This window comes from Pedococcus sp. P2_E2, from assembly GCF_056403955.1.
Genome location: NZ_JBFUEM010000006.1, coordinates 67,152 through 91,585, shown reverse-complemented (window position 1 = coordinate 91,585; position 24,434 = coordinate 67,152). Strand labels below are relative to the sequence as shown.

Sequence of the window (24,434 nt, the reverse complement as noted above, 5' to 3'; positions counted from 1 at the left end):
TCAGCCGCGGGCGCCCACGAGTTCGGGCTCACGTTCGGTCTGGGCTTCGGGCGCCGGGCGGGTCGCGGACAGCGAACGCGCGTGCAAGAGCGTGCGCGCCGGGCGTTCGACCACGACGTGCATCAGCCAGGCGGCGCCCCCGAGGACGAGCACCACGGCCACAACTGCCAGACCCGCCGTCCACCACGCGTCGTCGCCCCACTCGCGCAGCCCAGTGACGACAGGACGCATCAGGTAGTGCGTCATGTAGAGGCAGTACGACACCTCCCCCGCGGCCACCATGAGCGGCGTGGACAGCCAGCGCCCGACCGAGCCGCCGGCCGTCGCCACGACCGCCACGACCAGCCCCATCACCGGGGCCATCCAGTAGTCCCCTGAGGCGACCGCCGGGACCAGGGCCACCACGAGCACGACGGACGGCAGCAGCGGAGCCAGTCGTCCGAGGGCCACACCGCCACGCACCCAGGCGAGGCAGAGGAAGATCCCTGCGACGAACTCCCCCATGATGCGGACGTAGAACATGTGCTCGAGGTTGCCGTTGGGCAGGGCGAACGCCGCGAAGACGGTGAGCATCACGGCATACGACAGGGCGGCGAGCAGCAGGGAGCTGCGCGCCCTGACCACGCGCGCCGCGAGCACGAAGAGCGCCGGTGCCACGAGGTAGGCGAACCACTCGGAGCCGATCGACCACGCCGGACCGTTGAAGCTCGGGCGGTCGTTGAACCAGTTCTGCACCATGAGCACGTTCTGCCCGTATGCCGCGGGCGTGCGCCGCTGCCCGCCCTCGCCGATCCCGAGGGTGCCCATGGCGACAGCCATGCCCAGGTCGATGTTGAGCGCCACGAAGTGCACCGGCCAGACGCGCGCGAACCGGCTGCGGATGAACGACACGGTCGACTGCCCGGAGAAGGCCCGCATGGAGTCGGCGTAGTTGTAGGCCAAGATGAAACCGCTCAAGGGGAAGAACAAGTCCACGCCGAGGTACCCCGCACGCATCAGGGTGTCGGCAGGCACCGTCCACGGAGCGAGCGCCTCGAGGTCGGGCCGGTAGTGGAACAGCACGACCCACGCCGCGGCCAGGACGCGCAGTCCGGTCAGCGCGGGCAGCGGCGAGCGGCGCTCCGAGCTCGGCGTCGGAGTCGCCCTCGGGGAAGTCAGGAGCCGGCCCCAGCACCCTCTGTCGCCCGGCCCGACCACTCGTCGGCGCGGAGCGCATAGATCGCCAGGTCGGTCCACTGCTCCTTGAACCAGGAGGCCCTCTCGAACAGTGCCTCGCGTCGCATGCCCAGCCGTTCGCAGATGCGCGACGACGCGGTGTTGACAGGCTCGAGCTGGGCCCACACGCGGTGGACCCCGACCTCTCGGAACGCGGCCTCGGTGATGGCACGGGCCGCCTCGGTGGCGTACCCCTGACCCGCCACGTCGGGGGCGAACACCCAGCCGATCTCGGCCTGCCGTCCGTCGTGGCCGTCGAGTCCGTCGAGGTGGATGAGCACGTCGCCGATGACGCGCCCGTGCAGCTCCACCGCGAGGGTGAGGATCGGCGACTTCTCGTCGAGCCGGCCGGCCGTGGCCCGCTCGGCCACCAGGTCCGCCACCTGCTCGCGGGTCTTGGGCTCGCCCGGGATGTACCTCACGACCGACGCCACCGACCGGTAGGTGAAGACGTCGTCCTCGTCACCGGGACGGAAGCTGCGCAGGACGAGCCTCTCGGTCGTGATCGGCAGGCTCACGCGCGGCATACCGGGAACTCCGAACTGTCCGTGAGCGGACGGCGAGACGACAAGGATCGGCGAGGTGGCGATCAGAGGTTGATCATGTGGCCGGCGATGCCCTCGACTGCTTCCTTGACCGCCTCGGAGAGCGTCGGGTGGGCGAAGACGTTGCGGGCGACCTCGTCTGCGGTGAGGTCCCACTTCTGGGCCAGGGTCAGCGCGGGCAACAGCTCGGTCACCTCGGGGCCGATGAGGTGGGCGCCGATGATCTCGTTGTGCTTCGCGTCGGCCACGACCTTGACGAAGCCGACGGCGTCGCCGAGTCCCATCGCCTTGCCGTTGGCCGAGAAGGGGAACTTCGCGACCTTGACGTCGAAGCCCTTGCCCCGGGCCTGCTCCTCGGTGTAGCCGAACGAGGCGATCTGCGGCTGGCAGAACGTCGCCCGGGGGATGAAGTCGTACTCGACCGGCATGGTCTCGGCCCCGGCCATGGTCTCGGCCGCGACGACACCCTGCGCCTCGGCCGTGTGGGCCAGCATGAGCTTGCCGGTCACGTCGCCGATCGCATAGACGTTGTCGACGTTGGTGCGGCAGTGGTCGTCGATGACGATGGCTCCGCGTTCCGTGGCCACGCCGAGGGACTCGAGGCCGTAACCCTCGAGGCGCGGGGCGAAGCCGATGGCCTGCAGCACCTTGTCCGTCTCGATGACCGTCGACTCACCACCTGCGGCGGGCGACACCGTGACCTTGACCTTCTCGCCGCTGTCGTCGATCGACTCGACCTTGGTCGACAGCAGGACCGTGACCCCGAGCTTCTTGTAGTGCCTGAGCAGCTCCTTGGACACCTCGGCGTCCTCGGTCGGCACCATCCGGTCGAGGAACTCCACGATGGTCACGTCGACCCCGAAGTTCTTCATGACGTAGGCGAACTCGACGCCGATCGCACCGGACCCGGCGATGACGATCGACTGGGGCAGCTGGTCGGTGAGGATCTGCTCCTCGTAGGTCACGACCCGGTCCGAGAGGGACGTACCGGGGATGAGCCGGGTCGTGGCACCGGTGGCGATGATGAGCTTGTCGAAGGTGACCGTCTGCTTCTCGCCGGAGCTGAGTGCGACGTCCATCGAGGTCGGGCTGGTCAGCGTGCCCCAGCCGTCGATCTCGGTGATCTTGTTCTTCTTCATCAGGAAGTGGACGCCCTTGACGATGCCGGCGGACACCGCGCGCGAGCGGGCGTGGGCCGGGCCGAACGCCATCGTTGCGTCGCCCTCGATCCCGAACTTGTCCTTCTCGTGCGTCAGGATGTGGGACAGCTCGGCGTTGCGCAGGAGCGCCTTGGACGGGATGCACCCGACATTGAGGCAGACCCCGCCCCAGTACTTGGACTCGACCACCGCGGCCTTGAGACCGAGCTGGGAGGCGCGGATCGCCGCGACGTACCCGCCAGGACCAGCACCGAGAACTACGACATCGAAGTCAGCCATGGCGGTCAGCCTACTGACTGTCCTGCCATCGCCCCACTTCGCCCATCCCTACCTCAGGGTGCGCAGGACCTCGTGGATCCGCCGGGCAACGGGTGCGGCCCCCTCGCCTCCGGTGCCCCCCTGCGAGACCACCACCGCCACGGCATACCGAGGTCTGGTGGCCGGTGCGTAGGACACGAACCAGGCGGTGTCCTGCTTGCCGAACGCCTCTGCGGTCCCGGTTTTCCCCGCCACTGGCCACTGGTCGAGCGGGAAGCCGGCGAACGCTCCCCTGGCGGTGCCCGAGGTCACGACCCCCACGAGCGCGCCCCGGAGGAAGGACAGCGTGCCGGCGGGGAAGGGCACGGTCCCCGTCCTGACGGGAGCGACCCGCTCGGTGGCCCCGCCCGTTGACCCCCCAGGAGCGACGAAGGCGCGCGCGACCTCCGGCTTCCAGAGCGTTCCACCGTTGGCGATGGCTGCATAGACCTGAGCCATCTGCAGGGGCGTGACCGTGATGTCACCCTGCCCGATCGCGAAGTTGGCCGCGTCCCCGGCACGGAACTGGAAGCCGCTCTGGCAGTTCTCGACGGCAAGCCCCTTGAGGTATGCCGCGCGGCTCGGGTCGGTGGCCAGCAGTTCCGGGTAACCGGACTTGGCGTGCCTGCAGGTCTCGGTGCGGGTCTGGTCCCACTGCCGCTGCTTCCACGTACGGCCGGGGATCCGCCCGGCCTGTTCGCCGGGCAGGTCGATGCCCGTGGCCCGTCCGAGGCCGAACGCGTCGGCCATCGCGACGAAAGGGTCCCTGGCATCGGACTTCGCCGCGAGCCCGCCCTGCGCCAACCAGGACCGGTAGGCGAAGTCGTAGAAGATCGTGTCGCAGGAGACCTCCACCGCCTTGCGCAGGGAGATCCGCCCATAGGCGCGGGACTCGAAGTTGGCGAACCTGCGGTTCCCGATCGTGTAGCCGGACGTGCAATTGTAGGTCCCGTCGAGCGAGTTCCCGGCCCTGACAGCGGCAGGCAGGCTGACCACCTTGAAGGTCGAGGCGGGCGAGAACGCCGCCGAGGTCACGCGGGAGACGAGCGGGGTCCCGGCTGACGCGTCGGTGAGTCGCGCGAGCTCGGCCGGGGTCACGCCCCCCGTCCAGACATCCGGGTCGTAGGACGGGTAGCTCGCTGCCGCGACGACACCACCATTGGTGACGTCCAGGACCACCGCCGCCGCGGAGTCAGCCCGGTGACCGTGCTTGCGCGCCGAGGCGACGGCCGACGCCAGGGCAGCCTCCGCGGCGGCCTGCACCCTGGCGTCGAGGTTGGTGACGACGTCCCGACCGGGAACGGGGTCGGTCTGCCCGAGCGTCCGGGTGACGATGCCGCGGGGGTCGACTGCGACCGTGCTGGTCCCAGGGGTGCCGCGGAGCTGGGTGTCGTACTGCTGCTCCAGCCCGGACCGACCCACCAGGTCGAGGTCGCCGATCGCGCCCCTCGACGCCGCCACGTCCTCGGCGTCCGATCGAGCGAGGTAGCCGAGCACGTGAGCCGCGTTGACGGTCCGCTGGGCGGGGTAGTCCCGCACTGGCTGAGCCGAGACCCCCACTCCCGGAAAGAGATCCGGACGTTCGAGGAGACTCAGTGCCCTGCGGGGATCGACGCCGCTTGCCAACGGGATCGGCACGTAGGCGGATCCGGCCCAGCAGACCGGCGCCGGTGGCGCGCCCTGCACCCCGCAGAGCTGGGTGCGCCCCCACAGCTGGTCGAAGTCCGCCCCCAGCACACGGGCCACGCGATGGACGAGGTCGCGCCCACCGTCCTCTGACTCGACGAGCTGTCCCCGGTCGACGGTGACCACGGTCTCGGTCGTGTTGTCCACGAGGGGCAGACCGGTGCGGTCGAGGATGCGGCCCCTGACGGCAGGTTCGGTCACCGTGCGGGTGTTGAGGGTGGCCGCTGCCCGCTGGTAATCCTCGTGGCCCACGATCTGGACCTGCCCCAACCGACCGAGGAGCGTGCCCATGAAGCACAGCACCACGAGTCCGAGGACCCACACCCGAGGCGAGTGGTCCCGCGCGATGCGCGAGCGCCTCACGCTCGCCACCCGCGCTTCATCGTCGTCCTCGGGCCAGTCGCCGCTCGAGGTTGACGAGCACGGGCACGAACATCGCGCAGAGCAGCGCGGTGAGCACTAGGCGCAGCCCGACGACGTGCCAGTCGACAGCCGCCCCCGACAGCATCGCGACCACGAGCCGTCCGGTCGCGACGAGTGCGGCGCTACCCAGTCCCACGACGGCGACCCAGCCGAACGGCGTCTCTCCCTCGCGCCTTCCGGCCCCGGCGAGGAGCCCGGCCGCGGCATACACCAGGGCTGCGGTGCCGAGCACCGCCGAACCTGGTGGCATCAGGTCGACCAGCCAGCCACCCGCCAGGCCGAGCAGCGCACCGCGGGCGGCGCCGGTGCGCAGGGCGCCGGCCACCACGACGGGGAGGACCAGGTCGGGCAGGACCAGCTGCGAGCGGGCAGCCAGGGTCACCGTGGCCACGGCGGCGACCAGCAGCAGGAGGCCACGAAGGGTGAGGGCGAGGCTGGGCACGGGCACGGTCAGCCCCCACCCGTGACGGCCGGCCTCGGCGTGGAGCGCGGACCGGTGCGCAGGATGCCGACCACTCCAAGGGTGGTCACGTCGGTCGCGGGGCGGACGGAGGCCGTGGGCGTGAGGTCGCCGGGGGCGTCGTCGACGCGCTCCACGGTGCCCACCCTCAGCCCCGGGGGGAAGGGCGATCCTCCGACGCTGCCCAACGTGGTCACCGCGTCACCCGTCCGCACCAGACCGCGCTCGACGACGGTGAGGTTGAGCTCGCCCGCAGGACGACGGTGTGCGCCCTGGGCCCCGCTGCCCACCGCGCCCAGGGTGCCGGCCGCTCCGACCCGCACGCCCACGAGGAGGTCAGCGCTGCCGACGAGCAGCACGTCGCAGGTCCACGGGGAGACCGTCACCACGCGCCCGACCAGACCGTCGACGCCGACCACGGACAGGTCGGTCCGCACACCGTCGCGCGACCCGGCGTCGAGCGTCACCCGCTCGGGTCCCGCTGCCCCCTCGCGGCCGACGGCGACGACCCGCGCGGGGACGAACGCGCCCCCGGCCAGGTCGGGCGAGTCCAGGAGCCCCTGGAGCTGTTGCCCTGTCACGGACTTCTGCGAAGCCTGGGCGCGCAGGACCTCGTCGCGCGGGACGCGGGCATCCACGATTTCCTGAAGGTCGTGGGGGTCCTGAGGGTCCCGGGTGCCCTGGGGGTCCCGGGCTGACAGGAGGCGTTCGAGCGGCCCGAGCACCGTTCCACCCGCCGACCGCAGCGGTGCCACACCCCGGCCACCGGACACGTCGACGCAGAGGGCGACGACGGTCAAGACCACCAGCACCACCAGGAGCCTGAGTCGGGAGGGGGCACGCATCGGTCAGAAACGGCGGGTGTCGATGAGGACCCGCTGGAGGGTCGAGAACTCCTCGATGCATCGTCCCGAGCCGCGCACGACGGCCCGCAACGGGTCGTCGGCCACCCGCACCGGGACGCCGAGCTCGTGCCGGAGTCGCTCGTCGAGTCCGCGCAACAGCGCTCCCCCGCCCGTCAGCGTGATCCCGTTGTCGAGGATGTCGCCTGCCAGCTCCGGTGGGCAGACGTCGAGCGTCGCCCGCACGAGCTCGACGATCTGCAGCACCGGCCCCTCGATCGCTCGGCGGACCTCCTGGCTGGAGATGGTGACGGTCTTGGGCAGGCCGCTGACCAGGTCGCGGCCCCGGACGCGGGTACTCGTCTCCTGACTGAGGGGAAAGGCTGATCCCGCCGCGACCTTGATGTCCTCGGCGCTGCGCTCCCCCAGCAGCAAGGAGTACTCGCTCTTGACGTGCGCGATCACCGCCTCATCGATCTCGTCGCCACCGACGCGGACCGAACGGGCCGTCACGATCCCTCCGAGGCTGATGACGGCGACGTCGGTCGTGCCACCGCCGATGTCGACCACCATCGAGGCCGAGGTCTCGTTGACCGGCAGGTCCGCCCCGATGGCGGCAGCCATGGGCTCCTCGATGACGTAGACCCGGCGAGCGCCCGAGCGCACCGCGGCGTCCTCGAGGGCACGGCGCTCGACTCCCGTGACCTCACTCGGGACGCAGACGACCATCCGGGGACGGACCAGTCGGGAGGGACGCACCTGGTCGACGAAGTACCGCAGCATCTGTTCGGTCACGTCGGCGTCGGAGATGACCCCGTCGGCCAGCGGCCGCACCGCTCGGACGTGGCCCGGCGTGCGACCGAGCATCTCCTTGGCCCGCGCGCCTGCGGCGATCAGCTTGCCCGTGGCTGCCTCGACGGCCACGACCGAGGGTTCGTCGAGGACCACGCCGCGACCCCGCTCGTAGACCAGGGTGTTGGCGGTGCCCAGGTCGATCGCCAGGTCTCGACCCCACGTCATCCAGCCGCCCGCACCGCCTCTCACGCCCGCGATGCTAGGTCGGCTCCCCACCGCGATCCGGGAGCCGCGCCCGAGCCGTCCCGATAGTGGCCCGGGTTGCGTCGCAACGGCCGTTTTGCGGGTGGCAAGGTGAGGTATGCCGCGTGGATCAGGCTGCCAGCTCGGCCTCGACGCGGCGCGGCACGGCCGACCGCCGTGGGCGCATCGCCACACGCAGCCGCCAAGCCCCGAACACGGCGAGCAGGCTGATCGCCACGTGCAGGCCGATGAACAGGCCTCCGAAGCCCGCCCCGAGCACCACCCCAGCCACCAGCGGGCCGGCGGCCGAGAAACCGGTCTGCAGCGCAGTGAACAGGCCGAGCGTGGTGCCGACGAGGCCGGACGGAGCCAGGCTGGCGGTCAGCGGGTTGAGCACGGGAGCATACATCGTCTCGCCGACCGCGAAGATCCCGAACGTCGTGACGAACAGGGCCGCGGACAGCTCAGGGGCGAGCGAGGAGGCGGCGAGCACCAGCCAGGACAGCGTCCAGATGGCGCCCACACCCATCAGCAGGGTCGCCCCGCTGCGCTTGGCCGTCAGCCTGACGACCAGCATCTGCAGCGCGATGATGACGACGCAGTTGACGGCGGCAGCCAGGCCGATGGTGGTCTCCTCCACGTGCAGGACCGTGAGGGCGTAGGCAGGGAGCCCCGACTCGAACTGGGCGTAGAAGCCCAGGGCCAGCGTGACCGTGACCAGCGCCGTCCAGCGCAGGGCCGGAATGGCCCAGATGGCGCGCAGTGCCTCTCGCGGGCCGGCCGAGCCGACCCCCTCGGAGGCAAGGCCGGGCTCGTCGAGCGAGCCCACCGGCATACCCCATCGCCTGGCACCTGCGGCCAGCAGGAGGAGGCCGGAGACGAGGAAGCCGGCAGCCGCGCCGGCGAAGGCGGGCCACATGCCGGAAGCGCGGTCGAGGTCGACGACGTAACCGGCGCCGAACGCCCCGACGGCCATGCCGAGGGCCTGGCCGGTGAACTGCCACGCGAAGACCCGGCGGCGGTCGGAGCCGCCCACCCAGCGCAGCACGAGCACGGACTGGGCGGGACCCGCGGCGGTGATCCCGAGGCCGAACACGAACATGCCGACGAGGAACGACACCGGGCCGTCCGCCCAGATGAGGGAGGCGGCACCAGCCGCGGCGACCACCTTGGCGCCCACCGCGACCATGACGGGCGACATGCGGTCTGCGAGGCGGCCAGCCACGGGAGCGGCCAGGAGCGCGCCCACCGAAAACAGGCTCGATGCTGCCGCCGCAACCAGCGACCCCCAGCCGCGCGTCGTCGCGGCGTAGGCGTACTGGTAGGGCAGGACAGTGCCCCAGCCGAGCATGGCTACGGCAGAGGCGAGGATCAACAGACGGGCGCGCATGGTCACTTCAACAGTTCTTCGAGTTCGAATATTTCGATATCGAAATCTTAGCATGCGAAGATGACGGCATGCCCCCGAGGTCCAAGAACGTGAAAGGCGCCCAGAGCGCCCAGGAGCAGTACCGGGAAGCCGTGGCGACCTACGTCGCGGCAGGCGGCGACGAGTCCGTGCAGCGCGTGATCACGGCGGTGAACTCCCTGGGCCGCAAGCTCGAGCAGTGGTACACGCGCCAGCTCGTGGACCTCGACCTCTCCCACGGCGAGTGGTCGGTGGTGGCACAGCTGGCCACGGCGGACGGCACGCTGACGCCGAGCCGGCTGGCCGACGCGACGAACGTGGCCGCGTCCTCGATGACGCACCGGCTGGACCGGATGACCGAACGCGGTGTGGTGCGCCGCTCCCCCGATCCGGAGAACCGCACCCGAGTCCTCGTCGAGCTCACCGAGCAGGGCTGGGAGCTGTTCGAGGCGGCGGTGCGCGAGGCCAACGTCGTCGAGTCCGACATCCTCGCCGGCCTGACCCGCGAGGAGCGCGACCAGCTGGCGGCGCTCCTCGAAGTGGTGATCAGCGGTCTCGACGACCTCGAGACGTCCTAGCCCTCAGTGCTTCCAGGGCTTTGAGGCTTGTCCGGGCCCCAGCGACTACAGGTTCGGGAACCAGATCGCGATCTCGCGGGCAGCCGACTCCGCGGAGTCCGAGCCGTGCACGATGTTCTCCTGGACCTTCTTGCCCCAGTCACGGCCGAGGTCACCACGGATGGTGCCGGGCAGCGCGGCCGTCGGGTCGGTGGCTCCGGCGAGCGCACGGAACCCCTCGATGCAGCGGTTGCCCTCGATGACGACGGCGGTCACCTGACCGCTGGACATGAACTCGACGAGCGGCTCGTAGAACGGCTTGCCCTCGTGCTCGGCGTAGTGCTCGGCGAGCTGCTCGCGGGTGGGGGTGGTCACCGCGAGCGCGGCGAGGGTGTAACCCTTCGCCTCGATGCGGCGAAGCACCTCGCCACTGAGGCCGCGGGCGAAGCCGTCGGGCTTGACCAGGACAAGGGAGCGTTCGGTCTGAGTCGTCACGGCCGCCAGCCTACCGAGCAACGGCAGGGACTAGCGTCGCGGTGTGCAAGAGGTGGCGGGGACGAGCAAGGACGTCAGGTATGCCGCGTGGCTGGTCCAGCCTGCCTACCTCGTCATCGAGGTTGCGCTGGCTCTCCTCGCGGGCGTGCAGTACTCGCTGGCCGACGACACGATCAGCGCCCTCGGCACGTCCTGCTCGCCCCACGAGGTCGGGTGCTCGTCCGCCCCGGTGCTGATGGACCTCACGTTCATCCTCTTCGGGATCCTCCAGGCACTGGGCGCCCTCCCGCTGCTCAGGGCGCACGGACGACCCGCCTTGGTCGGCTGGCTGTGGGTCGTGGCCGGGCTGGGTTCGGTCGGCGTCGGGCTCCTGCCCGTGGACACCCACCCCCTGGCCCACTCCCTCGTGGCGCTCCCGGTCTTCGTGGCGCAGCCGCTCGCCCTGCTGCTGCACGCGCGGTTGTCGACGCCTGGCCGACTGCGCAGCGCTGGCCTGGTCCTCGCCGGCGTGGCCCTCGCTGGCGTCGTCACCTTCGCGGGACTGCTCGGCGCCGACCACTGGTCGGGGCTGGCCGAGCGCGCCGCCATCTGGCCGGCGAAGCTGTGGCTCCCGCTGGCCCTCCTGGCAGCTGCTCCTGCGACCGGTGCTGCGACCGGTGCTGCTACTGCTGCTGGGCGACGTCGGCCCGCTGCCGCGCCGCCACCTGCTCCTCCACCCGGTGACACAGGACCAGCGAGCCCACCCACAACGCCAGGAAGATGAGCCCGACACCGAGCATCGCGGGCACCACCACCGCGCTGGCGAAGGTCAGCACCTGGATGAGCCACCCCAGCGTCACCCCCCACGGCCGACGCATCATCCCGGCGGCGAGCCAGCACAGCACTGCGAGACCGACACCGGTCCACAACCAGGCATGGCTGCGGTCGTCACCCTCGGCGCTGGCCAGGCCACGGGCCACCAGCGCGCCGAGGAACACCACGACCCCCTGGCTGCCGAGCACGGTCGCGAGCATCCGCCAGGTGAACTTGCCGAGCGCGCCGTAGAAGACGATGCCCTTCATCGACCGCCCCGGTGGGAGTCACGGAACCTGGTGAGCAGCCAGAAGGCCACGGCGACCACGATGGCGAGGACGATCAGCTTCCCGAACATGCTCCGAGCGTATGCCGTGTGGCCGGGCCGAGAGCGCCGGACCTGGCGTACTGTCACAGAACGGAGTCATTCAGGCTTCCTAGCGCTGGGAGCACCACCATGGCCGACAAGTCACCTCGACAACACCTGGCCAAGAAGGCCGGCAAGTCCATCAAGGAGAAGCGCGCCGAGAAGCACGCCAAGGCCGACGCAAAGACCCACCTCGACGTGGGGCAGATCGGCAAGAAGTAGCCGTACCCACACGCTGTCGGCGCGACCGGCTCAGACGTCGGTCGCGCCGAGCAGCATCCGCACCTCGGCGGCAGTGGTGACCGAGCCCGTCGCCAGCACACCGCCCCCGACGCCGCCCTCGTCGGCGAGTCCCGCCGCGACGTCCAGGGCGTCGGGCAGGTCCTGGACCACCGTGACCCGGTCCTCGCCGAAGATGTCCACGGCCAGCTCACCCAGGTCGTCAGGCCTCATGGCGCGGGGCGAGGTCGTGCGCGAGACCACCACGTGGTCGAGCACCGGCTCGAGGATCTCGAGCATCTCGGTGGCGTCCTTGTCCTTGAGGATGGCGATGACTCCCACGATCTTCGCGAAGTTGAACGAGTCCTCCAGGGCGTCCCGCAGTGCCATCGCGCCAGCGGGGTTGTGCGCTGCGTCCACGATGACGGTCGGTGAACGCCGCACGATCTCGAGGCGACCCGGCGAGGCGACCCGGGCGAGGCCCGCCCGGACGATGTCGGGATCCAGCCGCTGCTCTCCCCCACCGAAGAACGCCTCCACGGCGACCAGGGCCTGCGTGGCGTTGTGCGCCTGGTGCGCGCCGTGGAGGGGCAGGAACAGGTCTTCGTAGTCGCCACCCAGACCACGGATGGCGATCTGCTGCCCGCCGACACCCACGTCCCTTGTCAGCAAGCCGAAGTCGTTGCCCTCGAACGCGATCCGGGCGCCGACCTCGGCCGCACGGTCGGCGAGGATCTGGGCGACGTCCGGCTCCTGGACACCGATGACCGCCACGGAGTCGGGCTTGATGATGCCGGACTTCTCGGTGGCGATGTCGACGACGTCGTTGCCGAGGAAGTGCTGGTGGTCCAGCGCGATGGGAGTGACGACGGCGACCGAACCGTCAGCCACGTTGGTGGCGTCCCAGCTGCCGCCCAAGCCCACCTCCACGATGGCGACGTCGACGGGGGCGTCGGCGAACGCGGCATACGCAACGGCCACGAGGACCTCGAAGTAGGTCATCCGCGGCCCCCCGTCGGCGACCGACCGGGCATCGACGATCTCGATGATGGGCAGCACGTCGTCGTAGGCCTCGAGGAACTTCTCGGCGCTGATCGGCTCGCCGGAGAAAGCGATCCGCTCGCGCACGCTGTGCAGGTGGGGTGAGGTGAACCGCCCCGTCTTCAGGCCCATCTCACGCAGCAGCGAGTCGATGATCCGGGTCGTCGACGTCTTGCCGTTGGTCCCCGTGAGGTGGATGACCGGGTAGGTGCGCTGGGGGTCGCCGAGGAGCTCCATGACCGCGGCGATCCGGTCCAGGCTCGGTTGCAGGTCGTGCTCGGGGGCGCGGGCGAGGATGGCCTCCTCGGCCTCTCGCATCGCCTTGATGACCTCGAGGTTGTGCGCGGCCTCGCGCTGGGCGGCATCAGGGGCAGGCATGGGTTTCAGTCTTCCTTCCGTCAGAGCTTCATGACCTTGATGCGCACCGGCTCGCCGTCGCCGACCGTGGCCTCCGCGACGTCCTCGCGCTGGGGCAGCGCRTCGAGCTGGGGGGCACTGCCGAACTGGGTCGCCAGGGTCTCCTCGACGATCAGGGCCTGGTGGGCCACAGTCGCCTCCCAGACGGCCGGGGACCCCGTGACGGTCAGCGAGATCCGGTCCGACACGTCGAGACCGGCCTCACGGCGGGCCTGCTGGACAGCCCGCACGACGTCACGTGCGAGACCTTCCTGGGCCAGCTCGGCGGTGACCTCGGTGTCGAGCACCACGAAGCCGCCACCGGGCAGCATCGCCGTGGCCTTGGCCCCGCCCTGCTGCTCCGAGTCGACCACCATCTCGAGGGTGTACTCCCCCTCGACGAGGTCCAGCCCCCCAGCAGTCACCGTGCCATCGGGCGCCACGGACCAGTCGCCGGACTTGCTGCCCTTGATGGCCTGCTGGACGTCACGCCCGAGCCGCGGACCGGCTGCCCGGGCATTGACGGTGAGCCGCTGCGTGATGCCGAAGTCGGCCTCGCTGGCGTCGCCGAGGTCGCGGAGGGTGACAGTGCGCACGTTGACCTCGTCGGCGATGATCCCGCCGAAGTCCTTGAGCGACAACGCGTCTGACGTCACGACGGTGAGGTCCTGGAGTGGCAGTCGCACCCGCAGACCACCTGCCTTGCGCAGGGACGACGCCACGGAGCAGACCTCGCGGGCCCGGTCCATGGCCGAGACCAGGGCGTGGTCTGCCGGCAGGTCGGTGTGGTCCGGCCAGTCGGTGAGGTGCACCGAACGGCCGCCTGTCAGTCCTCGCCAGATCTCCTCGGTGGTGAGAGGAAGCAGGGGCGCCGCCACGCGGCAGACGACCTCGAGGGCGGTGTAGAGGGTGTCGAACGCCTGCTCCGCACCGCGGCCTTCCGAACCCGAGCCCGTGCCCGTCCCGGTGTCCCAGAAGCGCTCGCGCGAGCGGCGGACGTACCAGTTGGTCACCACGTCGAGGAAGCCACGGGTCGTCTCGCAGGCGTTGGCGACCTCGTAGCCGTCCAGCTGCTCCTGCATGGTGCGGACGTACTCGCCGAGCTTGGCCAGCAGGTAGCGGTCGAGCGGGTCGGTGGAGGCCGTCGACCACTTCGCCTCGTAGCCCTGTCCGCCACCAGCAGCGTTGGCGTACAAGGAGAAGAAGTACCAGGTGTTCCACAGCGGGATGAGCACCTGGCGCACGCCGTCACGGATGCCCTGCTCGGTCACGACCAGGTTGCCGCCCCGGAGGATGGGGCTCGACATGAGGAACCACCGCATGGCGTCGGCGCCGTCGCGGTCGAAGACCTCACGCACGTCGGGGTAGTTGCGCAGGGACTTCGACATCTTCTGGCCGTCCGAGCCGAGCACGATGCCGTGGCTCACGCAGGACGAGAAGGCAGGTCGGTCGAACAGCGCCGTCGCCAGGACGTGCAGGGTGTAGAACCACCCCCGCGTCTGGCCGATGTACTCGACGATGAAGTCACCCGGGAAGTGGTGCTCGAACCACTCGGCGTTCTCGAACGGGTAGTGCACCTGCGCGAACGACATCGACCCCGAGTCGAACCAGACGTCGAGGACGTCCTCGACCCGGCGCATGGTGGACTGCCCGGTCGGGTCATCGGGGTTCGGCCGCGTGAGGTTGTCGATGAACGGCCGGTGCAGGTCCGTGACCTCCACGCCGAAGTCGGCCTGCAGCTCGGCGAACGAGCCGTAGACGTCAAGGCGTGGGTACTCCGGGTTGTCCGACTTCCACACCGGGATGGGGCTGCCCCAGAAGCGATTTCGTGAGATCGACCAGTCGCGGGCGTTCTCGAGCCACTTGCCGAACTGGCCGTGCTTGACGTGCTCGGGCACCCAGGTGATCTGCTCGTTGAGCTCGAGCATCCGGTCCTTGAACTTGGTGACCTCGACGAACCAGCTCGAGACAGCCATGTAGATCAGCGGCTGCCGGCAGCGCCAGCAGTGCGGGTAGGAGTGGTCGTAGGTCTCCCGGCGCAGCAGGACGGTGCCCTCGGTGACCGAACCAGTCTCGCCCTCACCGCGCGTCCGAGCCTTCAGGTGGTCGATGATCATCGCGTTGGCGTCGAAGACCTGGACACCCTCGTAGTCGGTCACCGGGTAGGTGAAGCAGCCGTCGGGACCGACGGGGATGACCGGCTCGATGCCGGCGGCATCGGTGACGATCTTGTCCTCCTCACCGAAGGCGCCGGCCGTGTGGACCAGCCCGGTGCCGTCCTCGGTGGTGACGAACTCCGCCGGGAAGACCCTGTGCGCACGCTCGTGGCCCAGGTAGTAGGAGAAGGGCGGGGTGAACGACCGGCCGACGAGGTCGCTGCCCTTGAGCCGCTCCACGACGCGCGACTGCGGGTCGACCGGGTCGGTGCCGTCGGAGGTGTCTGCGCCGAACAGGTCCTTGGCGTAGGCCGCGAGGCGCGCCTCACCGATGAGGTAGCGCTCGGTGGTGCCGGTGACGTCGGACTCGACCACGACGTAGTCGATGTCGGGGCCGACCATGATGCCGAGGTTCGCGGGCAGGGTCCACGGCGTCGTCGTCCAGACCAGCGCGAGCTCGCCGGTCTCCAGGCGCAGGCCCACGGTGACAGCCGGGTCCTGGCGGTTCTGGTAGACGTCGTCGTCCATGCGCAGCTCGTGGTTGGACAGCGGGGTCTGGTCGTTCCAGCAGTAGGGCAGCACGCGGAAGCCCTCGTAGACGTAGCCCTTGTCGTACAACGCCTTGAAGGCCCAGATGACCGACTCCATGTAGTCGGGGTTGAGGGTCTTGTAGTCGTTGTCGAAGTCCACCCAGCGCGCCTGACGGGTGACGTAGTCGCGCCACTCCCCCGTGTACTTCAGCACGGACTCGCGGCACTTGGCGTTGAACTTCTCCAGCCCGAGCTCGAGGATCTCGTCCTTGGTCTTGATGCCGAGCTGGCTCATCGCCTCGAGCTCCGCGGGGAGCCCGTGGGTGTCCCACCCGAACCGTCGCTCGACCCGGCGTCCGCGCATCGTCTGGTAGCGCGGGATGAGGTCCTTGACGTAGCCGGTCAGCAGGTGGCCGTAGTGCGGCAGCCCGTTGGCGAACGGCGGCCCGTCGTAGAAGACGAACTCGTTGTCACCGTTCGTGCCCGCCGACCGGTTCTCCACCGACGCGACGAAGGTGCCGTCCTCGTCCCAGTACCTGAGGATCCGCTCCTCGATCTCGGGAAATCGGGGCGAGGCGGGCACGCCAGAGGGCTCGGTGTGGCTGGAGACCTTCGGATAGGTCATGGTGTCGGCGGTCCTCACATCACTCGTGTTCTTCACACGAGGACGACATCGCCGGGATTCCCGGCGGCACCGCGGTACCACCTCGCTTGCCGCACCCACGCGCCCGAGGAGGCCCGCGGCATACGACCGCTCTTGCTCGAGGTTGTGACGGACCCACCCGTCCGGTTCTAGTGAGCCACCACCCCGCGCGTATGCCGCGTGGCGCCGTGACCGTTCTTCCGGAGGCTCCCCGGTGATGGCCGGTTCAGTGCCTGTGCACCCAAGTCTAGCGGGCCGTGACGAAGGGCACGTCCGCGCGGCGGAAGGGCACCGTGCTGCGGTGTAGTCTGAGCGGCGTTGCCCCAGGGCAACACCACGACGCGACACCAGGGGAAGCCGGTCCAACTCCGGCGCTGACCCGCAACCGTAGGCCGCAGTGAAACGCGGCGAGCCGGAACACCTGGATCGCGAAGCGGCTCCATTTCCGTCGAGGTACGCGGGGCGGAGCCCGGACACCAGGTCCGAGGCCGCCCCCCGATGTCGCTCCAGCGACGCCGGGGGTCTTTCACGTTCTGGTGCCGGTGCACCCGTCGCGACACCGTTCGCAGTGAAGAGGCACCATGCACCGCACCCTCCGCAGCGCCCGTCCGGCCGCTGCACTGGCCCTGACACTGGGGGCAGCCCTGGTCCTGCCCGGCGCGGCGTTCGCCGGGACGACCGAGCCCACCCCGGTCAGCACCACGAGCACGACGAGCACCGGGACCACGAGCACCGGGACCGGCAGCGCCACGAGCGAGCCCACCGGCTCGACCTCGGCCACCACCACGACCCCGCCCCCCAGCGACACCTCGACGACCACGTCCGCCACAGGCTCGACCACCACCGGGACGAGCACCCTTCCCAGCACCACGACCGCCACCACCGGGTTGACCAAGTCGAGCGCCGCCAAGACCACCTCCCCCACCCTCGGACTGGTCCCCGGCGGCCGGGCGGGCCGGTATGGGCTGAACGCTGCCGCCGTCCTCCCCGAGACCTCCACCGACCCGGCCCTGGTCGCCGCCGGCTACCTCGTCAGGGAGCTTGCCGCAGGCCAGCACCACTTCTCCACCGTGGTCCCCGGCTTCGGCACGTTCGCCGACTACGGCGTCACCGCGGACGCCGTGCTGGCGCTCGCGGCAGCGGGGGCCGGGCAGGATGAGGCCGCCCTGACCACCGCGTACCTCGCCAACCACGTCCTCGACTACGTCGGCTTCGGCGATCCCAATGAGATCGCGGCGGGCGCGGTCGCGAAGCTCCTCAACGTCGCCATCGCGCAAGGTGTGGACCCGACCGCTTTCGGGGGTCAGAACCTCGTCGCGACCCTGCAGGCGCGAGAGGCACAGAACGGCCGGTTCTCGGACCAGTCGCAGTACGGCGACTTCTCGAACACGTTCGGCCAGTCACTCGCCCTCATCGGACTGCACCGGGCCGCCGTCACCACGAGCGCCCCATCGCGGGCGTACCTGCTGACCCAGCAGTGCTCGAACGGTGGCTTCCTGCTGTTCATGACCGATGCCGGCTGCACCGATCCTGCCTCCGCGGACCCGGATGCCACGGCCATGGCCGTCCAGGCCCTGATCGCGATCGGCGGCGCGACGGCTCAGGTCAGCGCAGGCCTCGACTACCTCGCCACGCGCCAGGCAGCGTCGGGGGGTGTCGGAGGCGGCGGACCCCAGACAGGACTCAACGCCAACACCACCGGTCTCGCCGGACAGGCCTTCCTGGCAGGTGGACGCAGCGCCAATGCTCGTCGCGCCGCATCGTTCGTCGCCGCACTGCAGTACGGCTGCACGTTCCCGGCAGGCGTTCGCGGTGGCATCGCCTACGACCAGACCGCCTACGACGACCAGGCAGACGCCGGAACCGCCGCAGCCCCTGTGGACCAGGACCGTCGTTCGACGTCGCAGGCCGCCCTCGCACTCGCCGGCACGCCGCTGTACGCAGTGTCGGCCGTCGGCGCCGACGCCACGGCGCCCGAACTCGACTGCCCCGCGGTCACGACCTCCACCACGACCTCCTCGACCAGCTCGACGAGCTCGAACAGTGCCGGCACCAGCACCACCGCGGCCGCGCCGGCGCCGGCCGACCCCTCCGACCCCGGATCGGCCGTGCCCGGCAACCTGGCCTTCACCGGTGCCGATGTGGCGGCGGCGACCCTCCTCGGAGCGCTGCTGCTGCTCACCGGAGCAGGGGCCATCGTGCTGGCACGGCGCAAGGGCGTGCACGCCTGATGCGGCTGCTCGCGCGCCTCGTCGCCGTCGCCGGACTCGTCGTCGCCGGCGGCCTCGCCCTCCCGGGCGGGGCCGCCCAGGCGGCGGCGTGCTCGGGCACGTCCGGGGTCACCGTCGTCATCGACTACGGATCCAGCTCGTCAACGTCCTGCGCGCCTGGCGATCCGGCGTCGGCCATGTCCGCCCTCAAGGCCGTGGCCACGGTGGTGAGCCCCCAGCGCTACCCCGGCACCGTCGTGTGCCGGATCAACGGGACACCGGCCAGCGACCCGTGCGTCCAGATGCCGCCGGCCAACGCCTACTGGGCGTTCTTCCATGCCTCGCGCGGTGGATCGTGGACCTACAGCAGCTCGGGGGTGGCCAGCTACAACCCCGCCCCGGGCACCGTGATCGGGTTCGCGTTCGGGTCCGGCGGCGCCCCCAGCAGCCCGCCTCCGGCTGCCAGCCCGAGCACGCCCAAGCCGTCGCCCAAGCCGAGCGCCTCCAGCTCGTCGAGCAAGCCACCCGCACCCAAACCCGCGGGCACCACCCCGGCCCGGCCCAGCAGCTCCAGCACCTCCGGCTCGACCCCCGCGGCCGGCGCCGGTGCCGGCACAGGCGCTGGCGCCGGCACCCGGCCGGGATCGCCGAGCAGCGCGACTCCGGGCGCCAAGCCGTCGACCACCACGACCTCGCCAGGCACCACCACGACCTCCGCGACGTCATCGGGCACCACCTCCGCCGGCTCCACCGGCAGCGGTGAGTCGGACAACGCAGCATCGGCCACGCCCGACTCCGGTTCGCCGCTGACCCTGCTCGCTGGCCTCGGTCTGGTGGGGCTGGTCGGTGCCGGCGCGGCATACCTCGCAGTGCGTCGTCGAGGAACCGCGTAGCCGCTCGTGCGCGCCGCCGGCACACCGCTGTCCCGTCACCTGCACCCCGTCGCCTGGTGGGTGTGGGCGATCGGGCTGGCGGTGGCCTGCTCGCGCACGAACAACCCGCTCCTGCTGCTGCTGGCCGTGAGCGTGGCCAGCCTGGTCGTCGCGGCCAGGCGCGGCAGCTCGCCGTGGTCGCGTGCGTTCCGGCTCTACCTCGTGCTCGGCGGGTTCATCATCGTGCTCAGGGTGGTGCTGCACGTGCTGGTGGGCTTCAAGTTCGGCACCACGCGGCTCTACTGGCTGCCGAGCGTCGAGCTCCCCGGCATCACGGTGCTGGGCCCGCTCTACCTCGAGGGCGTCCTCGCTGCCGCCGCCGAGGGGCTGCGCCTCGCGAGCCTGATCGCGTGCATCGGGGCCGCCAACGCGCTGGCCAACCCCAAACGGCTGCTTCGCGCCCTGCCCAGCGCCCTGCACGAGATCGGCACCGCCGTCGTCATCTCCGTGACCGTGGCCCCGCAGCTCGCCGAGAGTGTCCAACGCGTGCGTCGCGCCAGGGTGCTGCGCGGCGAGGGCGGTGGCGGGATCAGGTCGGTCGGCCGGGTCGCCCTGCCCGTGCTGCAGGACACCCTCGACCGGTCGTTGTCCCTCGCCTCGGCGATGGACTCGCGCGGCTACGGCCGACGCTCCGAGCAGTCGGCCGCCACCCGCCGCCTCACCGGGGCGCTGACCCTCTCCGGGCTGATGGGCGCCGGGGTCGGCATGTACGGGTTGCTCGACGGCACCGCACCGGCAGTGATCGGGATGCCGATGCTTGCCCTGGGGCTGGCCCTGTCCGCCATCGGCGTGCGCGTCGGTGGCGCAAGCGTGCAGCGCAGCGTCTACCGGCCCGACCCGTGGGCCCTCCCGGAGTGGCTGGTCGCCGGGGCCGGGGTGGCGGCCGCTGCACTCATGGTGGTCCAGGCCGGGCGAGCACCCGACGCCCTCGCCCTGCCGATCCAGCCGTTGGCGGCACCGGCGCTGCCACTCCTCGCCGTGCTGGGGATCCTGCTGGCCGCCGTGCCCGCCCTCGTGGCTCCGGCCCCTCCGGCAGCCCGAAGGAGTGGTGGTCGATGAGCACCGACCCCAGGGCGCCGGTCGTGTTCGACGCCGTGACCATCCGGTATGCCGGCAGCCCCCGCCCCGCCCTCCGCGAGGCGTCGTTCGTGCTCGAGGAGGGGGAGCTCGTCGTCGTCACCGGCCGCACGGGCTCGGGGAAGACCACCCTCCTCGGCGCCGTCAACGGAACCGTCCCGCACTTCACCGGTGGCCACCTCTCCGGACGGGTCACCGTCTGCGGTCGGGACACCCGCACGCACCGTCCGAGGGACCTCGCCGGCATCGTGGGGGTGGTGCGGCAGGACCCGCTGGCCGGCTTCGTGACCGACACGGTGGAGGAGGAGCTGGCCTACACGCTCGAACAGCTCGCCCTCGATCCCCCGGCGATGCGACGCCGCGTCGAGGAGGTGCTCGACCTGCTCGGGATCGCGGACCTGCGGGATGCGCCCTTGCGCGACCTGTCCGGTGGCCAGCAGCAGCGCGTCGCCATCGGCTCGGTCCTCACCGCGAGCCCCCGGTTGCTGGTCCTCGACGAGCCCACGTCGGCGCTCGACCCGACGGGAGCCGAGGAGGTCCTCGCGACGCTGTCGCGCCTGGTCCACGACCTGGGCCTGACAGTGGTGCTGTCCGAACACCGGCTCGAGCGCATCGTCGGCACCGCGGACCGCGTGATCCTGGTGGCGGACGACGGCACGGTCAGCGACGGCCTCCCGCGGGACGTCATGGCCACCGCTCCGCTCGCCCCACCGGTCGTCCACCTCGGTCGATGGGCCGGCTGGCAACCGCTGCCCTTGACGGTCCGTGACGCCAGGCGGGCCGCGACCACCCTTCGACGGGACCTGACCCGCGCCGCAGACGCTGCCGCCGACGGGTCCCCCACCGCTCCCGCGCCTGTCACCTCAACCACGGGTGGCCACGATCGGGTTGCAGCCGTGGGCGTGGACGTCAGGCACGGGAGCGTGGCCGCCGTGCGCTCGGTCGACCTCTCCCTGCACGATGGAGAGGTCGCTGTCCTCATGGGTCGCAACGGCTCCGGCAAGTCCTCGCTCCTGTGGGCCCTGCACGGCACGGGCAGCCGCAGCGCGGGCGAGGTCACCGTCCTCACCGCCACGGGTGGCCGGGTCGACCCCGCCACCGAGTCCCCCAAGGTCCGGCGCAGCCACATCGGGCTGGTGCCCCAGAGTGCGCCAGACCTGCTCTACCTCGACTCGGTGGGAGCCGAGTGCCGCCAGGCCGACCACGAGGCGGCAGCGGAGCCCGGCTCGACGCGGGCCACCCTCGACAGGCTCGCACCCGGCATACCCGACGACCACCATCCACGCGACCTCTCCGAGGGGCAGCAGCTCGCCCTCGTTCTCGCGATCCAGCTCGCTGCCGCACCGGGCGCGTTGCTGCTCGACGAGCCCACACGCGGTCTGGACTACCCCGCCAAGGCGGTCCTCGGCGACCTGTTGCGCGACCTCGCGGCCAGCGGCCGCGCCCTCGTGGTGGCGACCCACGACGTGGAGTTCGCCGCGAACGTCGCCGACCGCGTGGTCGTGATGTCGGAAGGCAGGGTCGTCGCTGACGGCCCGGCGGCGAACATCCTGTGTGACTCCCCCGCGTTCGCGCCTCAGGTCGCCAAGGTCCTCGCGCCGACCCGGCTCCTCCGGCTCGACCAGGTGCAGGCCGCGGTCACGGCGACGGCGGGAGGGGTGCGCTGATGGCCTCACCGATCAGGGTGATCGCGCTTCGTCCTCGCTCCACCGTGGCGCTCGTCCTCGTGTCGGTCGCCGGGCTGCTCGCGTTCGGCTGGCCGTTGTTCGCCACCGCGGACTCCCGCCTCGGCCACAGCGCCGACGCGCCGCTCCTGTTCGCCCTGCTCCTGCCGCTGCTGATGGCGGTGGTGCTGTTCGAGATCAGCGAGGGAGGGCTCGACGTCAAGGCGGTGGCGATGCTCGGCGTTCTGTCGGCCGTGGGTGCCGCGCTGCGCCCGCTCGGCGCCGGCACCGCCGGTCTGGAGACGGTCTTCTTCCTGCTCGTCCTCGGGGGCCGGGTGTTCGGTCCAGGCTTCGGGTTCGTCCTGGGGTCCACGACGCTCTTCGCGTCCGCGCTCATCACCGGCGGTGTCGGGCCCTGGCTGCCCTATCAGATGCTGGGCGCCGCCTGGGTCGGCCTCGGCGCAGGCCTGCTGCCCCGCGTGCCGGCGCGCTGGGAGCTCGTCACGCTGGCCGCCTATGGCGCGGTGTCCGGGCTCCTCTACGGCGTGGCCCTCAACTTCTCCTTCTGGCCGTTCGCCAGCGGGCTCGCCAGCGACGTCTCGTTCGTGGCGGGTGCCGCCCCCTGGGAGAACCTGCGCCGGTTCGGGGTCTTCTCACTGGCCACCTCGCTCTGGTGGGACATCGGGCGAGCCCTGACCAACGTCGTCCTCATCGCGGTCACCGGCCGAGCGGTCCTCGGGACCCTGCGGCGGGCCTCCCGCCGAGCCGCCTTCGACGCAGAGGCGGGTTTCGTGGACCGGCGCAGCGGCGAGGAGCCGGCCCCGCGGCATACGCTCCGAGGATGAGCACGGACACCTCGCTGCCCATCCGCGCCGTCACCGACCCCGACGTCAAGGCCACCTACGCCGTGGACGAGTCGGTGGGTGYCACGGCTCCCCACCAGTTCGAGGTCGTGCGGGCCCGAGACCTGGGCGACGTGGTCGAAGTAATGCGGTGGGCCCACGAGACGCGCACGCCGGTCGTGCCCCAAGGTGCCCGCAGCAGCCTCACGGGCAGCTCGGTGGCGATCGAGGGCGGCGTGGTCCTCAACCTGGAGGGGCTCGACCGGATCACCACCATCGACCCGCTCGAGGGCCTGGCGGTGCTAGGCCCCGGGGTCGTGACGAAGGACCTCAAGGACGCCGCCGCGGCGCAGGGCCTGTTCTACCCACCCGATCCCGCGAGCTCGGCGTTCTGCACGATCGGCGGCAACGTCGCGACCAACGCGGGCGGGCTGTGCTGCGTCAAGTACGGCGTCACCGCCGACTACGTGCGCGCCCTGCAGGTTGTGCTGCCCGGGGGCGAGGTGATCCGCACCGGCCACCGCACCGCCAAGGGTGTGGCCGGACTCGACCTGACCGGGCTGTTCGTCGGGTCCGAGGGCACCCTCGGCGTCATCACGGAGGTGACCACCCGGCTCGTGCCTGCGCCCGACCCCGCGCTCACGGTGCTCGCGACGTTCGACTCGCTCGACGCGGCAGGGCGCGCCATCGTCGGCCTGCGGCTCGAACGTCACGTGCCCTCGCTCGTCGAGCTGCTCGACCGAGCCGCCATCGCCGCCGTGCAGTCGCTGGCCGACTACGGCTTCCCGCAGGACTGCGAGGCCGCCCTGCTCGTGCAGTCCGACCGCCCCGACCACACGGCCGAGGACGTGCAACGGTATGCCGCGGTGCTCGCCGACGCGGGTGCCGTGGACGTCGCCGTGGCCGACGACCCCACGGAGGCCGATCTGCTGCTCGCCGGGCGGCGGGCGCTCAGCCCGGCGCTGGAGGCCAAGGGCGCCCGCTACCTGGAGGACGTCTGCGTGCCGGTCGGACGGCTCACCGACCTCATCCGGACCGGGCAGGCCATCGCCGCGCAGCGCGGACTGGAGATCGTCATGGCAGGGCATGCGGGCGACGGAAACCTGCACCCCAGCATCTTCTTCGACCCCGCCGACCCGGCCAGTCGCGAGAGCGCGCACCTGGCCTTCACCGAGATCATCACGGCCGCCCTGCAGATGGGCGGCACCATCACCGGCGAGCACGGTGTGGGCACGCTCAAGGCCCCGTGGCTGGCGCAGGAGCTCGGCGAGCGGGAGCTGGAGCGCCAGCGCGCCGTGAAGGCCCTCTTCGACCCGCGCGGGATCCTCAACCCCGGCCGGGTCTACTGGTCCTGACCCTTCTCCCGCCGTTCCCACCCTTGTCGGGTCCAGGTGTAGTGACCCGATAAAGGTGATGCGGTGGGGTGACTGGTAGAAACA

Annotated in this window: 21 protein-coding genes and 1 riboswitch; of the genes, 9 read left to right on the top strand and 12 right to left on the bottom strand. The window is 71.1% G+C overall.

Features of this window, described 5'->3' with window-relative positions; translation table 11 throughout:
• The 8 genes from AC1DWR_RS13660 to AC1DWR_RS13625 form a co-directional block, all read right to left on the bottom strand.
• A complete protein-coding gene (locus AC1DWR_RS13660; protein ID WP_477612482.1) occupies window positions 1-1,197 on the bottom strand; it encodes an acyltransferase family protein in 1,197 nt (398 codons plus the stop codon).
• Window positions 1,155-1,742, bottom strand: a complete 588-nt coding sequence (locus AC1DWR_RS13655; protein ID WP_477612481.1) for a GNAT family N-acetyltransferase — start codon at window positions 1,740-1,742, stop codon at window positions 1,155-1,157. The genes AC1DWR_RS13660 and AC1DWR_RS13655 overlap by 43 nt, the downstream gene beginning before the upstream one ends.
• Window positions 1,743-1,804: 62 nt before the next feature.
• Window positions 1,805-3,199, bottom strand: a complete 1,395-nt coding sequence (gene lpdA, locus AC1DWR_RS13650) for a dihydrolipoyl dehydrogenase (protein WP_477612480.1) — start codon at window positions 3,197-3,199, stop codon at window positions 1,805-1,807.
• A 48-nt stretch (window positions 3,200-3,247) separates the two neighbouring features.
• On the bottom strand, window positions 3,248-5,266 hold the full coding sequence (gene mrdA / locus AC1DWR_RS13645; RefSeq protein WP_477612479.1) for a penicillin-binding protein 2: 2,019 nt from the start codon (window positions 5,264-5,266) through the stop codon (window positions 3,248-3,250).
• Between the two features lie 16 nt (window positions 5,267-5,282).
• Window positions 5,283-5,774 (bottom strand): rod shape-determining protein MreD, encoded by a 492-nt coding sequence (locus AC1DWR_RS13640; protein WP_477612478.1) that lies wholly within the window; start codon window positions 5,772-5,774, stop codon window positions 5,283-5,285.
• Window positions 5,775-5,776: 2 nt separating this feature from the next.
• Window positions 5,777-6,598, bottom strand: a complete 822-nt coding sequence (gene mreC / locus AC1DWR_RS13635) for a rod shape-determining protein MreC (RefSeq protein WP_477612477.1) — start codon at window positions 6,596-6,598, stop codon at window positions 5,777-5,779.
• A gap of 36 nt (window positions 6,599-6,634) precedes the next feature.
• A complete protein-coding gene (mreB, locus tag AC1DWR_RS13630) occupies window positions 6,635-7,648 on the bottom strand; it encodes a rod shape-determining protein MreB (protein ID WP_477613404.1) in 1,014 nt (337 codons plus the stop codon).
• Between the two features lie 148 nt (window positions 7,649-7,796).
• Complete coding sequence (locus tag AC1DWR_RS13625) at window positions 7,797-9,056, bottom strand: MFS transporter (RefSeq protein ID WP_477612476.1); 1,260 nt, start codon at window positions 9,054-9,056, stop codon at window positions 7,797-7,799.
• A gap of 68 nt (window positions 9,057-9,124) precedes the next feature.
• On the opposite strand from AC1DWR_RS13625, the gene AC1DWR_RS13620 reads away from it, so the two are divergent.
• Window positions 9,125-9,652: a MarR family winged helix-turn-helix transcriptional regulator gene (locus tag AC1DWR_RS13620; RefSeq protein WP_477612475.1), complete on the top strand. Its 528-nt coding sequence runs from the start codon at window positions 9,125-9,127 to the stop codon at window positions 9,650-9,652.
• A 45-nt stretch (window positions 9,653-9,697) separates the two neighbouring features.
• On the opposite strand, the gene ndk is transcribed toward AC1DWR_RS13620, so the two are convergent.
• On the bottom strand, window positions 9,698-10,126 hold the full coding sequence (gene ndk, locus AC1DWR_RS13615; protein WP_477612474.1) for a nucleoside-diphosphate kinase: 429 nt from the start codon (window positions 10,124-10,126) through the stop codon (window positions 9,698-9,700).
• Window positions 10,127-10,169: 43 nt separating this feature from the next.
• Between ndk and AC1DWR_RS13610 the strand changes: the two genes are divergently transcribed.
• Entirely contained in the window at window positions 10,170-10,889 is a 720-nt protein-coding gene (locus AC1DWR_RS13610; protein ID WP_477612473.1) for a DUF998 domain-containing protein, read from the top strand.
• Here AC1DWR_RS13610 and AC1DWR_RS13605 read toward each other — a convergent pair.
• Window positions 10,789-11,187, bottom strand: coding sequence for a DUF4233 domain-containing protein (locus tag AC1DWR_RS13605; protein ID WP_477612472.1), 399 nt, complete (start codon window positions 11,185-11,187; stop codon window positions 10,789-10,791). The genes AC1DWR_RS13610 and AC1DWR_RS13605 overlap by 101 nt on opposite strands.
• Before the next feature lie 188 nt (window positions 11,188-11,375).
• On the opposite strand from AC1DWR_RS13605, the gene AC1DWR_RS13600 reads away from it, so the two are divergent.
• Window positions 11,376-11,507 (top strand): hypothetical protein, encoded by a 132-nt coding sequence (locus AC1DWR_RS13600; RefSeq protein ID WP_255358323.1) that lies wholly within the window; start codon window positions 11,376-11,378, stop codon window positions 11,505-11,507.
• A gap of 30 nt (window positions 11,508-11,537) precedes the next feature.
• On the opposite strand, the gene AC1DWR_RS13595 is transcribed toward AC1DWR_RS13600, so the two are convergent.
• Window positions 11,538-12,923: a bifunctional folylpolyglutamate synthase/dihydrofolate synthase gene (locus tag AC1DWR_RS13595; RefSeq protein WP_477612471.1), complete on the bottom strand. Its 1,386-nt coding sequence runs from the start codon at window positions 12,921-12,923 to the stop codon at window positions 11,538-11,540.
• A 20-nt stretch (window positions 12,924-12,943) separates the two neighbouring features.
• Window positions 12,944-16,252, bottom strand: a complete 3,309-nt coding sequence (gene ileS / locus AC1DWR_RS13590; protein ID WP_477612470.1) for an isoleucine--tRNA ligase — start codon at window positions 16,250-16,252, stop codon at window positions 12,944-12,946.
• Between the two features lie 369 nt (window positions 16,253-16,621).
• A riboswitch (cobalamin riboswitch) is annotated at window positions 16,622-16,748 on the top strand.
• 103 nt (window positions 16,749-16,851) lie between these two features.
• On the opposite strand from ileS, the gene AC1DWR_RS13585 reads away from it, so the two are divergent.
• From AC1DWR_RS13585 to AC1DWR_RS13560, 6 genes are read left to right on the top strand one after another with little or no spacing between them, the layout of a single operon-like run.
• The gene (locus AC1DWR_RS13585; protein WP_477612469.1) at window positions 16,852-18,501 is read left to right on the top strand and encodes a prenyltransferase/squalene oxidase repeat-containing protein; all 1,650 of its coding nucleotides are present in this window, start codon (window positions 16,852-16,854) and stop codon (window positions 18,499-18,501) included.
• A complete protein-coding gene (locus AC1DWR_RS13580) occupies window positions 18,501-19,373 on the top strand; it encodes a hypothetical protein (RefSeq protein ID WP_477612468.1) in 873 nt (290 codons plus the stop codon). The genes AC1DWR_RS13585 and AC1DWR_RS13580 overlap by 1 nt, the downstream gene beginning before the upstream one ends.
• A gap of 6 nt (window positions 19,374-19,379) precedes the next feature.
• Window positions 19,380-20,471: an energy-coupling factor transporter transmembrane component T gene (locus AC1DWR_RS13575; protein ID WP_477624652.1), complete on the top strand. Its 1,092-nt coding sequence runs from the start codon at window positions 19,380-19,382 to the stop codon at window positions 20,469-20,471.
• Window positions 20,468-22,156 (top strand): ABC transporter ATP-binding protein, encoded by a 1,689-nt coding sequence (locus AC1DWR_RS13570; RefSeq protein ID WP_477624651.1) that lies wholly within the window; start codon window positions 20,468-20,470, stop codon window positions 22,154-22,156. The genes AC1DWR_RS13575 and AC1DWR_RS13570 overlap by 4 nt, the downstream gene beginning before the upstream one ends.
• Window positions 22,156-22,998 carry an ECF transporter S component gene (locus AC1DWR_RS13565; RefSeq protein WP_477612465.1) on the top strand — a complete coding sequence of 281 codons (843 nt, stop codon included), beginning with the start codon at window positions 22,156-22,158 and terminating at the stop codon, window positions 22,996-22,998. The genes AC1DWR_RS13570 and AC1DWR_RS13565 overlap by 1 nt, the downstream gene beginning before the upstream one ends.
• Window positions 22,995-24,350 (top strand): FAD-binding oxidoreductase, encoded by a 1,356-nt coding sequence (locus AC1DWR_RS13560; protein WP_477624650.1) that lies wholly within the window; start codon window positions 22,995-22,997, stop codon window positions 24,348-24,350. The genes AC1DWR_RS13565 and AC1DWR_RS13560 overlap by 4 nt, the downstream gene beginning before the upstream one ends.
• The last annotated feature ends 84 nt before the right edge of the window (window positions 24,351-24,434 follow it).

Coding starts and splice junctions, on each gene's coding strand:
- AC1DWR_RS13655 (WP_477612481.1), bottom strand. CDS start 1,742: ATGCCGCGCGTGAGCCTGCCGATCACGACCGAGAGGCTCGTCCTGCGC.
- lpdA (WP_477612480.1), bottom strand. CDS start 3,199: ATGGCTGACTTCGATGTCGTAGTTCTCGGTGCTGGTCCTGGCGGGTAC.
- mreB (WP_477613404.1), bottom strand. CDS start 7,648: ATGACGTGGGGTCGAGACCTGGCGATCGACCTGGGCACCGCCAACACC.
- AC1DWR_RS13625 (WP_477612476.1), bottom strand. CDS start 9,056: ATGCGCGCCCGTCTGTTGATCCTCGCCTCTGCCGTAGCCATGCTCGGC.
- AC1DWR_RS13620 (WP_477612475.1), top strand. CDS start 9,125: ATGCCCCCGAGGTCCAAGAACGTGAAAGGCGCCCAGAGCGCCCAGGAG.
- AC1DWR_RS13605 (WP_477612472.1), bottom strand. CDS start 11,187: ATGAAGGGCATCGTCTTCTACGGCGCGCTCGGCAAGTTCACCTGGCGG.
- AC1DWR_RS13600 (WP_255358323.1), top strand. CDS start 11,376: ATGGCCGACAAGTCACCTCGACAACACCTGGCCAAGAAGGCCGGCAAG.
- AC1DWR_RS13595 (WP_477612471.1), bottom strand. CDS start 12,923: ATGCCTGCCCCTGATGCCGCCCAGCGCGAGGCCGCGCACAACCTCGAG.
- AC1DWR_RS13585 (WP_477612469.1), top strand. CDS start 16,852: ATGCACCGCACCCTCCGCAGCGCCCGTCCGGCCGCTGCACTGGCCCTG.
- AC1DWR_RS13580 (WP_477612468.1), top strand. CDS start 18,501: ATGCGGCTGCTCGCGCGCCTCGTCGCCGTCGCCGGACTCGTCGTCGCC.
- AC1DWR_RS13570 (WP_477624651.1), top strand. CDS start 20,468: ATGAGCACCGACCCCAGGGCGCCGGTCGTGTTCGACGCCGTGACCATC.
- AC1DWR_RS13565 (WP_477612465.1), top strand. CDS start 22,156: ATGGCCTCACCGATCAGGGTGATCGCGCTTCGTCCTCGCTCCACCGTG.